This is a genomic window from Borreliella yangtzensis (assembly GCF_014201775.1).
GTDB lineage: Bacteria > Spirochaetota > Spirochaetia > Borreliales > Borreliaceae > Borreliella > Borreliella yangtzensis.
On the sequence record NZ_JACHFG010000005.1, the window covers coordinates 1 to 13,774 of the forward strand.

The 13,774-nt window shown below is 39.1% G+C and carries 15 protein-coding genes; 1 reads left to right on the plus strand and 14 read right to left on the minus strand.

Going from position 1 to position 13,774, the window contains the following annotated elements:
- Window positions 1–85 (minus strand): helix-turn-helix domain-containing protein (locus tag HNP68_RS04770; RefSeq protein WP_183221046.1); only part of this gene is annotated, 85 nt, incomplete at its 3' end.
- A 40-nt stretch (window positions 86–125) separates the two neighbouring features.
- Between HNP68_RS04770 and tnpA the strand changes: the two genes are divergently transcribed.
- Window positions 126–557 (plus strand): IS200/IS605 family transposase, encoded by a 432-nt coding sequence (tnpA, locus tag HNP68_RS07725; protein WP_221240650.1) that lies wholly within the window; start codon window positions 126–128, stop codon window positions 555–557.
- Window positions 558–868: 311 nt separating this feature from the next.
- On the opposite strand, the gene HNP68_RS04780 is transcribed toward tnpA, so the two are convergent.
- The 13 genes from HNP68_RS04780 to HNP68_RS04840 all read right to left on the minus strand — a co-directional run bounded on the left by HNP68_RS04780 (window position 869) and on the right by HNP68_RS04840 (window position 13,675).
- Complete coding sequence (locus HNP68_RS04780; protein ID WP_221240651.1) at window positions 869–1,732, minus strand: complement regulator-acquiring protein; 864 nt, start codon at window positions 1,730–1,732, stop codon at window positions 869–871.
- A gap of 282 nt (window positions 1,733–2,014) precedes the next feature.
- On the minus strand, window positions 2,015–2,596 hold the full coding sequence (locus HNP68_RS04785; protein ID WP_183221019.1) for a chromosome replication/partitioning protein: 582 nt from the start codon (window positions 2,594–2,596) through the stop codon (window positions 2,015–2,017).
- Window positions 2,597–2,626: 30 nt separating this feature from the next.
- On the minus strand, window positions 2,627–3,442 hold the full coding sequence (locus HNP68_RS04790) for a ParA family protein (RefSeq protein WP_183221021.1): 816 nt from the start codon (window positions 3,440–3,442) through the stop codon (window positions 2,627–2,629).
- Window positions 3,418–3,975 (minus strand): DUF226 domain-containing protein, encoded by a 558-nt coding sequence (locus HNP68_RS04795; protein ID WP_183221031.1) that lies wholly within the window; start codon window positions 3,973–3,975, stop codon window positions 3,418–3,420. Before HNP68_RS04795 ends, HNP68_RS04790 begins: the two co-directional genes overlap by 25 nt.
- A 9-nt stretch (window positions 3,976–3,984) precedes the next feature.
- Window positions 3,985–5,079 carry a plasmid maintenance protein gene (locus tag HNP68_RS04800; protein WP_183221033.1) on the minus strand — a complete coding sequence of 365 codons (1,095 nt, stop codon included), beginning with the start codon at window positions 5,077–5,079 and terminating at the stop codon, window positions 3,985–3,987.
- A gap of 76 nt (window positions 5,080–5,155) precedes the next feature.
- On the minus strand, window positions 5,156–6,208 hold the full coding sequence (locus HNP68_RS07020) for a variable large family protein (protein WP_221240652.1): 1,053 nt from the start codon (window positions 6,206–6,208) through the stop codon (window positions 5,156–5,158).
- Complete coding sequence (locus tag HNP68_RS07550; RefSeq protein ID WP_420703289.1) at window positions 6,135–6,356, minus strand: variable large family protein; 222 nt, start codon at window positions 6,354–6,356, stop codon at window positions 6,135–6,137. The genes HNP68_RS07020 and HNP68_RS07550 overlap by 74 nt, the downstream gene beginning before the upstream one ends.
- On the minus strand, window positions 6,350–9,565 hold the full coding sequence (locus HNP68_RS04815) for a variable large family protein (RefSeq protein ID WP_183221035.1): 3,216 nt from the start codon (window positions 9,563–9,565) through the stop codon (window positions 6,350–6,352). Before HNP68_RS04815 ends, HNP68_RS07550 begins: the two co-directional genes overlap by 7 nt.
- The gene (locus HNP68_RS07025) at window positions 9,523–10,371 is read right to left on the minus strand and encodes a variable large family protein (RefSeq protein WP_420703288.1); all 849 of its coding nucleotides are present in this window, start codon (window positions 10,369–10,371) and stop codon (window positions 9,523–9,525) included. The genes HNP68_RS04815 and HNP68_RS07025 overlap by 43 nt, the downstream gene beginning before the upstream one ends.
- Before the next feature lie 44 nt (window positions 10,372–10,415).
- Window positions 10,416–11,084, minus strand: coding sequence for a variable large family protein (locus HNP68_RS04825; RefSeq protein WP_183221038.1), 669 nt, complete (start codon window positions 11,082–11,084; stop codon window positions 10,416–10,418).
- Window positions 11,084–11,791, minus strand: a complete 708-nt coding sequence (locus HNP68_RS04830; RefSeq protein ID WP_183221040.1) for a variable large family protein — start codon at window positions 11,789–11,791, stop codon at window positions 11,084–11,086. The genes HNP68_RS04825 and HNP68_RS04830 overlap by 1 nt, the downstream gene beginning before the upstream one ends.
- Entirely contained in the window at window positions 11,778–12,542 is a 765-nt protein-coding gene (locus tag HNP68_RS04835) for a variable large family protein (protein ID WP_183221042.1), read from the minus strand. Before HNP68_RS04835 ends, HNP68_RS04830 begins: the two co-directional genes overlap by 14 nt.
- Window positions 12,539–13,675, minus strand: coding sequence for a variable large family protein (locus HNP68_RS04840; RefSeq protein ID WP_183221044.1), 1,137 nt, complete (start codon window positions 13,673–13,675; stop codon window positions 12,539–12,541). The genes HNP68_RS04835 and HNP68_RS04840 overlap by 4 nt, the downstream gene beginning before the upstream one ends.
- Window positions 13,676–13,774 lie beyond the last annotated feature (99 nt).

Here is a 13,774-nt window from a genome sequence, read left to right on the forward strand (position 1 = left end):
TTACGCATCCAAATACCTTTGAAAAATATTTCTTTTGATTGGTGTTAGGATATATTCTGTACTTATAAGCTTTATTAGCACTCATATGTTTTATTATTTTATAATATTTTATACTTAAGTGTATAATGTCACACAAACTAATTTTTAATAATCACTGCGTATATTCTATTAATTATCACTTAGTATTAGTTACTAAATATAGGCATAAATGCATAAATGCCGAGCTTTCATCTTCTCTTTACCAAATAATATTTAATATATGTTCTTTATGGAAAATAACCCTTAATGAATTTAACCATGATAAGGATCATATTCATTTATTACTAGAATTTACCCCCAATATTCAACCTTCTAAATTTATCAATAATCTAAAAACAGTATCTTCAAGACTTATAAGAAAAAAATATTCTACTTATTTGGATAAATATTATTGGAAACCTTATTTTTGGTCTAGAAGTTATTGTCTTATTTCTACTGGCGGGGCTTCATTGATATCATCAAAAAGTATATTCAAAATCAAAATAAATCCAGCTATTAGCAAATTCATCTCCACCTAAATTTCATAGAAATTATAGGTGGAGAATTCTTTGTTATTTTTTGTTAAATGAAATAAAAAAATTAACAAACCGCTTTTCAATTTCATAAAATTTTTACCTATAAAAAAGGATAAAATCAAGGTTAACACCCAAATTATTTCTTTCAATAATTAATTTTATGAAAAAGTCCCCCGGAAGTATATTTTTAGCCTCATTTAAGTACATAACATGAAAAATAAAAAAAATATATGCAATTTTAACTGCAAGAATATATCAAGGAAAAAATTTTTTCCTTGATATATTCTTAATAAAAAAATAAATAAATCCCTTGATTACTTATCTAAAATTTTTGTTATTTCATAAGATAAAATCTCGGTTTTAAGTATTTCATGCTTCAAAAAATATTCATATTTTAAATTAATGTGCTCAATACATCTTATCATTTTCCCAAAATCATCTTTAATATCACCATTTAAATTGATATTATTTGTACAATAACCAACAATTTGATTTACAATATCGATCCACCTTGTTTTAAACGTTTTCAACTCTTTAAGTTTACTTAAAATAAGATTTAACTCTTCTGTATTCAAATTTGTTAACTTATCCATTTGCTCGTTTATTTTTTTAGCCGAATGTTCTAATTCATATTGAGAATAATATTGTCCAGCCTTAACAATAAGCAAATCTAAATTTTGATTATTCACATTACTTGATATTTTATTAAGAATTTTACCAAAAACTCTTATTAAGGGTTCATTATAGTTCAAAGATGAGTAAAACTTTCTTCGTACATCTTTGTTTTCATTATGAGAATACCTCTCATGATTGGAGTCTACTATGAGATTATTAAATACAAAGTCTTTCATGCCAAATTGATCTAAGGGTTCGATCTTTGCTCTATCTAAAATTGTCTTTGCCTCAATAAGCTTAACAATTTCCATTATTTTAACTATCAAATCATTTTGAATCGCTTCGCTTTTTAAGTGATCTTCTTTTAATTTTAAATTTTTTTCAATTATCTTTTCACTTTGATTAAATTCAAAACCCTTGTTTTTTGATGATGAATTTGCAAGATTACATGACAAAAAGCTTAAAAAGTAAGTTATAATAACAAAATAATTTTTTTCCAAAATATTCTCCTTATTATTACAGCAATTTACATTAAAAAATATATCAATGTATTTTAATTTCAAATCTTTTTTAAGATATCTTAAAAAAGATTTGAAATTTTTAAAAAGGTTGTTGAGGAAAAATCGATATACTTAAAGTTTGCACAATCTGTTGATACAAATTAAACAATACTTAGTATTAGAGCTTAATTAAGCTTTCTTTTTGAAAAGAAAGCTTAATTAAGCTCTAATAGCTCACAATGGCGGTCACAAATTAAGGTAAATTTTAAATGAAAAACTTATCCTTAAATTAAGGATACATCAATTTAAAAATAAAATCAACATTTATATAACATAAATAATAAATTATTCAGTTTTATCTTTGAATTCTTTCATAATTTCCTCAATCCAATCTTTTTTATCCCAAAAGACCTTATTTAAAAAAAATTCTGTAAACTTATAGTTTTTTTTATAAAAAAAATAACTTTCTTGATTTTTAAGTTGAATTTTTAAAAACTTTTTTGAGCTTTGAATTGGGGCTTTCTCTTCTTTATTGTCAAAATTCATTAAAAATAGAATCGATTGCCTGAAACCATTCTCAACTAAATATTCTTGTTTTAAAACGCCTTTTTTAATTGCACCAGCTATTTTTAAATATGTATATGCTTGAGATCTGGCTAATCTGTAATCTTTAATAAATTTTTCAAAACTTTTATATCCATCAAGTTTATAATAAGCTTTGTTTTTAATTTCCATTAAAATGTACATGGCCTCTATTTTATTATAGATATCCTCTTTTAAATTATCTTTTAGCTTACCTTTTAAAAATTCAAATCTTTCTTCATCATTAAATAATTGAATATCGTTATTGACATCTAAAATAGAATTTTTACTGTGATTTAAATTTCTTGGGTTAATAGTTACTTCATTATTGTGTTTTTTGTTCATAAAAAATCCTTGTTTATTTTAAATTCTAATTTATAAATTGTCTAGCGCTGGACAACTTATTTTGGAAATTTCCATTTTTTCTGAATAAGTGTTTATTTGAAATATTAAATTTTTTAATATTAAATTATATTCTAATATATAATTAGATTTCAAATCAAACTCACTATTAGTTGCAATTTTTTTATTCAGCCCTTCTTTTTCTGATACAACACCTAAAAAATTATTCTTTTTTTGCATTATTTTCAATAATTCTTTGTGTGTATTAGTTTTTTTAAATCTAGTTATAATAAAAAAAGTTGGTACTGACTTTTCCAAATTTTTAATGAAAAATTCTAGAAGTTCGTAACTTTCAAACGTCCATTTTTCTGCTGTCATCGGTATTACCATATAATGCGTAGCATTTAAAGCACATCTTAATGTTAAATCCAAACTTGGGTTTGTATCAATCACTATATAGTCATAATTAATTTTTAATCTTTTTATTTCTATTTTCAATTTCAACTCAATAGCTTTGTGTTTATTTAAGCAATAAAAATCTCCGTTTAAGCTATGTAATGTAAGATAACTGGGAATTAAGCTTAAATTGTTTCCTATATTAACAGCTGTACTATTAATGTCTAAATTATCTTTTAAAACTTCACAAATGTTTTTTCTTTCCAAGTCTATGTTATTTTCTTTTAATTTTTCATAAAAAAAACTAGTAGTTGATGCTTGTGTATCCATATCTATTAATAATACTTTGTATTCTTTTGATAGAAGTGTGGAAAGAATTATGGCACTTGTACTTTTACCAACGCCTCCTTTTATACTAGCAATGGTTATTATTTTTGTTCTTTTTCTATCCATTTGGTTATAAGCCCCCCATTTGATATTTTTTTGTTGTAAAATTCATATATTTCTTTTTCTAGAGTTAAAAGTATTTTGATTAAGGATTTATAATATTTTTTTTTAATTTTGTCTTTTCTTAATAAATAAGAGATTCCTACAACGTAGCAAAATATGCTTCCTTTTTTAAATTTAAATTGTATGTAGTGTATTTTCGAAAATGTGGCTGTTTTTATTTTATTGTTTTCCTCATATTTTCTTAAAACATTTTTTATTGGTTTTCTGCATCCGTAACTAATTCCTAAGAATTTGTCTTCATCTTTCAAAGAAAAAAGACTAAATGCTTCTGTTTTTTTTCTATCAAGCAATTTTCTAAATGAAATAAAAAATCTATGATTTTGATTTTTTTTTGTTCCAAACGCATGAAAGTCTAAAAATATTTTTGTGTGGTATATGCTTTTGTCATTTTTTTTTTCAATTTTAACAAAAATGTTATTTTTTTCTGGTTTGATTTCTGGTTTTTTTTCTTTAAGCTTTTCTAGAATGTTTTTCATATTTTATTCCTAATTAATAATTTTTTTTCTGATTACAAATTGGTTTTTATCTTTAATTAATTTTAATATTTCATTGTAGTATTTATTGTTAAATAAATCGGTATATTTTAATTTTTTTGTTTGATTTAGATAGTTTTTTAGAATTTTTATTAAAATTTCGTTGTCAATTAGGAATTTTGTTTTTAATTGCTCAAATAATATATTAAGCATGTTGTTTTTAATATTTTTTTCCTTTATTTTGATTTCATCATTTTTGTTTACGTTTCTCTTTAAGTTTTTCTTTATTTTGTCTATGATTTGTTTTAAATCATCATATTTATTATAATCTAATATAAAGTGGGGCTTATTTTTATATTTTGAATATACATTTTGAAAATCTTTCTCCAATTCTTTTTTATTTAGTCCTTTTTGTTCTAAATTTTTTTTATTTTTTTCTAATAATGTTTTTAGTTCTTTTCGTTTTGTTTTCATGGATTTTTTTCGATTATAGTTTTTATCAAATTTTTTTTGAAAGGAAATTTCTATTTTTTTAATTTCTTTTAGTATTTCGATTTTGAATTTCTTTTTTATATTTAAGTCCAAAATTTTAGAGAAGGAATTTGTAGTAAATTTGCATTTTTTGGCATAATTTTTTGTTTGTAAATTTTCAATTTTTTTAATTTTTTCTTTCTCTTTATTATTATTATTATTATTACATTCCTTTGATTCTACACTCCCTTTTTTTGGATGATTTTCTTTAAAGAATTTATTTACTCTTAAGTTAAATCTGATTTCTTTTTTCTCTTTAAAATATTGGTTTATTTTATAGTAACATTTTTGTTTTTGATATTTAAGTTTATAGTAAATTTCGGTTCCGCAGTTTATCCCTAAGTGTTTATAATAATTGATTGTTACGTCAAATTCTTTTTCTAGTTTGTAAAGATAGTTTTGCAATGTTTTTATTTTAATAGGGTTTTGACCATTTCTTTTTAAATTTTCATTAAAATAATAAAGTATGTTGCTTTGCGAATATTTTTTATATTTATTGTTTATAAAGCAAAGCGTTGATACTAATACTATTAGTTTATGTTGACATTTGCTTTTAAAGTTTTCCACTTTTTCCATTTCATTTCTCCTTAATTTGTGCATATCTAACATATATGTTAGATCAAAATTGATTTAAAAGCAAACTTAAATGAATTTAAATGAAAGAAAATAATATATAAAGTAATAAAATCAAGAAAAAAACTATGAAAGATGTCAAAGAAGCAGCAATCTGATCATCCTTCTTCATCGCCTCCTTAGCAAACGCAGCAGCATTATTCTGCTCCGCCGTACTCCCAATAGTCGCCGCAATCGGATTTTCAGCATCCTTCACATCATCAACAACCGCCCCATCACCATTAGCAGCATCAACAATAGCTTTTAAAATCTGCTCCCCACTAACCTTACTAACAGCAGCAGCCGCCTTCCCAGCATCTTTATCATCACCACCACCATTATTAGCATCAGCATCCTCCTTCTTCTTATTAGCAAACAACTTCCCAGCATTCACATTACCAGCAGCGGCATCAGCCTTCAACTTTCCTTCATCACCAGCCTTCTCTGCAGCATCAACAATCCCCTTTATTCCCTTAGCAATCCCATTAACACTTTTCTCATCACCACCTTTTGCTGCTGCTTTATTATTCTCAGCCTTAACAACATCCCCAATCGCACCAGCACCACCATCAGCAGCAGCTTCTGCAGCCCTAGCAGCCTTTTCATTCTTAACAGTCCCTTGATGATTCGTATGATCATCACTCTTCAAAGCAAACTGCCCACCTTTAGCCATTCCCCGCAGCACCATAGCAGCAGCAATCTGATCATTCTTCTTCATCTCAGCCTTAGTAAACGCCGCAGCCGCAGCATCAGCATCCCCCGTACTCCCAATAGCCGCATCAATCGGATTTTCAGCATCCTTCACATCACCAACACCCGTCCCATTACCTTTAGCAGCAGCAACAACAATCCCCTTTATCCCCTTAGCAATCCCATTAGCACTCGCCGCCTCACCACCTGTTGCTGCTTTATTAGCCTCAGCCTCAACAACATCCCCAATCGCTGTAGCACCATCAGCAGCATCTCCTGCAGCCCTAGCAGCCTTTGCATTCTTAACAGTCCCTTGATGATCCGCATGATCAGCATTCTTCAAAGCAAACTGCCCATCCTTTAGCCATCCCCCGCAGCACCATAGCAGCAGCAATCTGATCATCCTTCTTCATCTTCCCAAACGCCGCAGCAGCATCATCATTCGCCGTACTCCCAATAGCCGCCGCAATCGGATTTTCAGCATCCGCAGCCTTCACACCTGCCTTCTCCTTCTCCCCCTTACCAGCAGCATCAACAATAGCTTTTAAAATCTGCTCCCCACTAACCGCAGCAGCAGCAGCAGCTGCCTTCCCAGCATCTTTATCATCAGTCGCGCCTTCCCAGCATCTGCCGCATCACCACCACCATCATCAGCCTCCTTCACAAACAATTTCCCAACATCCGCGCTCTCACCAGCAGCAGCATCAGCAGTCAACTTCTCACCAGCTTTCTCAGCAGCATCAACAATCCCCTTTATCCCATTAGCAATCCCATTAACACTTTTCTCATCACCACCTGTTGCTGCTGCTTTATCAGCCTTAACAACATCCCCAATTGCTGTAGTACCATCACCATCAGCAGCAGCAGCAGCAGCCTTTTCATTCTTAACAGTCCCCTTATGCTCCGTATGAGCATTAGCACCACCCTTCAAAGCAAACTGCTCATCTTTAGCCATTCCCCGCAGAACCATAGCAGCAGCAATCTGATCATTCTTCTTCATCTCAGTAAACGCCGCAGCAGCTTTATCCGCCCCCGTACTCCCAATAGCCGCCGCAATCGGATTTGTAGCATCCTTCACATCAGCAACACCTGCCTTCTTCGCCTCATCCTTACCAGCTGCTGCATCAACAATAGCTTTTAAAATCTGCTCCCCACTAACCGCAGTAACAGCAGCAGCCGCCTTCCCAGCAGCTTTATCATCACCACCACCATCATCATTCGCCTTCTTCGCAAACAATTTCCCAACATCCGCGTTCTTATCATCACCAGCAGCATCAGCAGTCAACTTCTCACCAGCCTTCTCAGCAGCAACAACAATCCCCTTTATCCCATTAGCAATCCCATTAACACTTTTCTCATCACCACCTTTTGCTGCAGCTGTAGCAGCAGTAACCTTAACAACATCCCCAATTGCTTTGTCAGCACCACCATCAGCAGCAGCCATAGCAGCAGCAATCTGATCATCCTTCTTCATAGTAGCAAACGCTGCAGCCGCAGCATTCTGCTCCCCCGTACTCCCAATAGCCGCCGCAATCGGATTTTCAGCATCCTTCACATTATCAACACCTTTCTTCTTCGCCTCATCCTTACCAGCTGCATCAACAATAGCTTTTAAAATCTGCTCCCCACTAACCTTACTAACAGCAGCAGCTGCCTTCCCAGCATCTTTATCATCAGTCGCCTTCCCAGCATCTGCCGCCCCACCACCATCATTCTTCTTCTTAGCAAACAACTTCCCAGCATCCGTGTTGCTCTCACCAGCAGCAGCATCAGCAGTCAACTTCTCACCAGCTTTCTCAGCAGCATCAACAATCCCCTTTATCCCCTTAGCAATCCCATTAACACTCGCCTTATCACCACCTGTTGCTGCTTTACCATTCTCAGCCTTAACAACATCCCCAATTGCGTTGGCACCACCACCAGCAGCAGCTCCTGCAGCCTTAGCAGCATTTTCATTCTTAACAGTCCCCTCATGTTTATCATGATCATTCTCCTTCAAAGCAAACTGCCCATCCTTAGCCATCCCCCGCAGCACCATAGCAGCAGCAATCTGATCATCCTTCTTCATCTCAGCCTTAGTAAACGCCGCAGCATCATTCGCCGTATTCCCAATAGCCGCCGCAATCGGATTTGCAGCCTCTTCAGCCTTCTTCCCTGCCTTCTCCTTCTCATCCTTACCAGCAGCATCAACAATAGCTTTCAAAATCTGCTCCCCACTAACCGCAGCAACAGCAGCAGCCGCCTTCCCAGCAGCAGCCGCATCACCACCATCATCCTTCTTCACAAACAACTTCCCAGCATTCACATTGTCCTCCTTACCACCAGCAGCATCAGCAGTCAACTTCTCACCAGCTTTCTCTGCAGCATCAACAATCCCCTTTATCCCCTTAGCAATCCCATTAACACTCGCCGTATCACCACCTGTTGCTGCTGTAGTAGCATCAGCCTTAACAACATCCCCAATTGCCTTGTCACCACCAGCAGCACCAGTAGCAGCCGCAGCAGCAGCCTTAGCAGCCTTTTCATTCTTAACAGTCCCCTTATGCTCCGTATGAGCATTACCAGCACCCTTCAAAGCAAACTGCCCATCTTTAGCCATTCCCCGCAGCACCATAGCAGCAGCAATCTGATCATCCTTCTTCATCTTCTCAAACGCTTTAGCAGCAGCATCATTCGCCGTATTCCCAATAGCCGCCGCAATCGGGTTTGCAGCATCCGCAGCCTTCTTCCCTTCCTTCTCCCCCTTCCCAGCAGCATCAACAATAGCTTTTAAAATCTGCTCCCCACTAACCGCAGCAACAGCAGCAGCCGCCTTCCCAGCATCAGCCGCCTCACCACCATCATTATCCTTCTTCACAAACAACTTCCCAACATCCGTGTTGTCCTCACCAGCAGCAGCATCAGCAGTCAACTTCTCACCAGCTTTCTCAGCAGCCTCAACAATCCCCTTTATCCCATTAGCAATCCCATTAACACTTTTCTTATCACCACCTGTTGCTGCTTTATTAGCATCAGCTTTAACAACATCCCCAATCGCTTTAGTACCACCAGTAGCAGCCTCAGCAGCAGCCTTAGCAGCCTTTGCACTCTCCACAGCATTCTTAACAGTCCCCTTATGCTCCGCATGAGCATTACCACCCTTCAAAGCAAACTGCCCATCCTTAGCCATTCCCCGCAGCACCATAGCAGCAGCAATCTGATCATCCTTCTTCATTCCATCCTTCGTAAACGCCGCAGCCGCAGCATTCTGCTCCCCCGTACCCCCAATAGCCGCCGCAATCGGGTTTGTAGCCTCTGCAGCCTTCTTACCTGCCTTCTTCGCCTCATCCTTACCAGCAGCATCAACAATAGCTTTTAAAATCTGCTCCCCACTAACCGCAGCAGCAGCAGCAGCCGCCTTCCCAGCATCAGCCGCCTCACCACCAACATCACCAGCCTTCTTCACAAACAATTTCCCAACATCCGTGTTGCTCTCACCAGCAGCAGCATCAGCAGTCAACTTCTCACCAGCTTTCTCTGCAGCATCAACAATCCCCTTTATCCCATTAGCAATCCCATTAACACTCGCCTTATCACCACCTTTTGCTGCTGCAGCATCAGCCTTAACAACATCCCCAATTGCTGTAGTACCACCACCATCAGCAGCAGCCGCAGCAGCAGCCTTAGCAGCCTTTGCATTCTTAACAGTCCCCTTATGAGCATCATCAGCATCACTCTTCAAAGCAAACTGCCCATCCTTAGCCATCCCCCGCAGCACCATAGCAGCAGCAATCTGATCATCGCAGCATCAGTAAACGCCGCAGCATCAGCATCCGTACTCCCAATAGCCGCATCAATCGGGTTTGTAGCATCCGCAGCCTTCACACCTTTCTTCTCCTTCTCCCCCTTACCAGCAGCATCAACAATAGCTTTTAAAATCTGCTCCCCACTAACCGCAGCAACAGCAGCAGCCTTCAACTTTCCTTCATCACCAGCATTCCCTGCAGCATCAACAATCCCCTTTATCTCATTAGCAATCCCATTAACACTCTCCTTATCACCACCTTTTGCTGAAGCACCATCCTTAGCCTTAACAACATCCCCAATCTTTTTCAACCCAGCCTGTACCGCTTTACGTACTAAATTGCTAAGCGCAGTAACAGTCTTGTTAGTTGCACTCTCCACAGCATTCTTAACAGTCCCCTTATGCTCCGCATGAGCAGCACTCTTCAAAGCAAACTGCCCACCTTTAGCCATCCCCCGCAGCACCATAGCAGCAGCAATCTGATCATCCTTCTTCATTCCATCCTTCGCAAACGCCGCAGCAGCATCATTCCCCGTACCCCCAATAGCCGCCGCAATCGGGTTTGTAGCATCCTTCACATTATCAACACCTGCCTTCTCCGCACCATCCTTACCAGCTGCATCAACAATAGCTTTTAAAATCTGCTCCCCACTAACCGCAGCAACAGCAGCAGCCGCCTTCCCAGCAGCAGCCGCATCACCACCCTCATCAGCCTTCTTATTAGCAAACAATTTCCCAACATCCGCGTTCTTACCATCAGCACCAGCCTCAACAGCCTTCAACTTTCCTTCATCACCAGCTTTCCCAGCAGCATCAACAATCCCCTTTATCCCATTAGCAATCCCATTAACACTCGCCTTATCACCACCTGTTGCTTTATCCCCAATTGCGTTAGCACCACCAGTAGCAGCACCATAGCAGCAGCAATCTGATCATCCTTCTTCATTCCATCCTTCTCAAACGCTTTAGCCTCAGCATCATTCGCCGTACTCCCAATAGCCGCCGCAATCGGATTTTCAGCATCCGCAGCCTTCACACCTTTCTTCTCCGCACCATCCTTAGCAGCATCAACAATAGCTTTTAAAATCTGCTCCCCACTAACCGCAGCAGCAGCAGCAGCCGCCTTCCCAGCCTCATCAGCACCACCAACATCACCAGCCTTCTTCACAAACAACTTCCCAGCATCCTTGTTGTCCTCCTTACCACCAGCCTCAACATCCTTCAACTTTCCTTCATCACCAGCTTTCCCAGCAGCATCAACAATCCCCTTTATCCCATTAGCAATCCCATTAACACTCTCCTTATCACCACCTTTTGCTGCTGCACCATCCTCAGCCTTAACAACATCCCCAATTGCGTTGCCACCACCATTAGCAGCCGCAGCAGCAGCCTTAGCAGCCGTTACCATCTCTTCCAACCATCCGTTAATCTCATTTATAGCACCTTCAATCCCATCACCAGCACCACCTTTTGCAGCACCAGTTGCATTAGCCATTAACCCGCAGCATCCGTAAGCGCAGTAACAGTCTTGTTAGTTGCACTCTCCACAGCATTCTTAACAGTCCCCTTATGATCATCACTCTTCAAAGCAAACTGCCCATCCTTAGCCATCCCCCGCAGCACCATAGCAGCAGCAATCTGATCATCCTTCTTCATTCCCTCATTATTAAACGCCGCAGCAGCATCATTCGCCGTATTCCCAATAGCCGCATCAATCGGGTTTGTAGCATCCGCAGCCTTCTTACCTGCCTTCTCCTTCTCATCCTTACCAGCAGCATCAACAATAGCTTTCAAAATCTGCTCCCCACTAACCGCAGCAGCAGCAGCAGCCGCCTTCCCAGCAGCAGCCGCATCACCACCCTCACCAGCCTTCTTCACAAACAACTTCCCAGCATTCACATTGTCCTCCTTACCACCAGCCTCAACATCCTTCAACTTTCCTTCATCACCAGCCTTCGCTGCAGCCTCAACAATCCCCTTTATCCCATTAGCAATCCCATTAACACTCTTCGCCTCACCACCTTTTGCTGCAGTACCACCAGCCGCAGTAACCTTAACAACATCCCCAATTGCTTTGTCAGCAGCATCAGTAGCAGCCTTAGCAGCAGCCTTAGCAGCCGTTACCATCTCTCCCAACCATCCGTTAATCTCATTTATAGCACCTTCAACTCCACCAGTTCCACAGCCATTAACCCGCAGCATCCGTAAGCGCAGTAACAGTCTTGTTAGTTGCACTCTCCACAGCATTCTTAACAGTCCCCTTATGAGCATCATCAGCATTATTCTTCAAAGCAAACTGCCCACCTTTAGCCATCCCCCGCAGCACCATAGCAGCAGCAATCTGATCATCCTTCTTCATTCCCTCATTATTAAACGCCGCAGCCGCAGCATCATCCTCCGTACCCCCAATAGCCGCTTCAATCGGATTTGTAGCATCCTTCACATCAGCAACACCTGCCTTCTTCGCACCATCCTTAGCAGCATCAACAATAGCTTTCAAAATCTGCTCCCCACTAACCGCAGCAACAGCAGCAGCCGCCTTCCCAGCATCTTTACCCTCACCACCACCATCATCAGCCTTCTTCACAAACAATTTCCCAGCATCCGTGTTGTTCTCGTTGGCCTCACCAGCAGCAGCATCAGCAGTCAACTTCTCACCAGCTTTCTCAGCAGCATCAACAATCCCCTTTATCCCATTAGCAATCCCATTAACACTTTTCTCATCACCACCTGTTGCTGCTTTATTAGCAGCAGTAACCTTAACAACATCCCCAATTGCCTTGTCACCACCATCAGCAGCAGCCGCAGCAGCAGCCTTAGCAGCCTTTGCACTCTCCACAGCATTCTTAACAGTCCCTTGATGAGCATCATGATCATTCTTCAAAGCAAACTGCCCATCTTTAGCCATCCCCCGCAGCACCATAGCAGCAGCAATCTGATCATTCTTCTTCATTCCCTCATTATTAAACGCCGCAGCATTAGCCCATTAGCCTCAGCATCCCCCGTACCCCCAATAGCCGCCGCAATCGGATTTTCAGCATCCTTCACATCAGCAACACCTGCCTTCTTCGCCTCATCCTTACCAGCAGCATCAACAATAGCTTTTAAAATCTGCTCCCCACTAACCGCAGCAGCAGCAGCAGCCGCCTTCCCAGCATCAGCCGCATCACCACCACCATTATCATCATCAGCCTTCTTCTTCGCAAACAACTTCCCAGCATCCTTGTTGCTCTCACCACCAGCCGCAGCAGCATTCTGCTCCCCCGTACCCCCAATAGCCGCATCAATCGGATTTGCAGCCTCTGCAGCCTTCACACCTGCCTTCTCCGCACCATCCTTACCAGCATCAACAATAGCTTTCAAAATCTGCTCCCCACTAACCGCAGCAGCAGCAGCAGCCGCCTTCCCAGCATCAGCCGCATCACCATCATCATTCGCCTTCTTATTAGCAAACAATTTCCCAACATCCGCGTTCTTATCACCACCAGCAGCATCCTTCAACTTTCCTTCATCACCAGCTTTCGCTGCAGCATCAACAATCCCCTTTATCCCATTAGCAATCCCATTAACACTCGCCTCATCACCACCTTTTGCTGCTGTAGCAGCAGCCTTAACAACATCCCCAATTGCTTTGTCAGCACCACCATTAGCAGCCGCAGCAGCATCCTTAGCAGCCTTTGCCATCTCTTCCAACCATCCGTTAATCTCATTTATAGCACCTTCAATCCCACCACCAGTTGCACCACCTTTTGCAGCACCAGTAGCAGCCTCACTAGTTGTACCAGCTCCATTATCATTGATTTTAGGTAATTTAGTTAAACCTTCTTTTGTTTCTTCTAAATTTTTGGCTAGAGAGTCGAAATAAGTTTTCACTTCAGATTTTTTTGGGTCTGCCTTAAACCCTAATGCATCTGCAATTAATCCACCGAAAGAGGTGAATACATCTAAGAACCCATTGCCCAATTTAATTAAAGATTGCTGAAATTTGCTTGTTGGATCATCTGGGTTATCCGCAGCACCATTCGCCTTGCAATTAGCAAAGACAAGCATAGCTCCTAAAAGGATTGCACTTGACATTTTTTTCATATTAGTCTCCTTAATGAAAGTATATAAACTACTACTTTAGCTCAAAAGTGTCTATTTGACAAGCATAGAGGTAATTTTTTTATTATTCTTTTTTTAAAA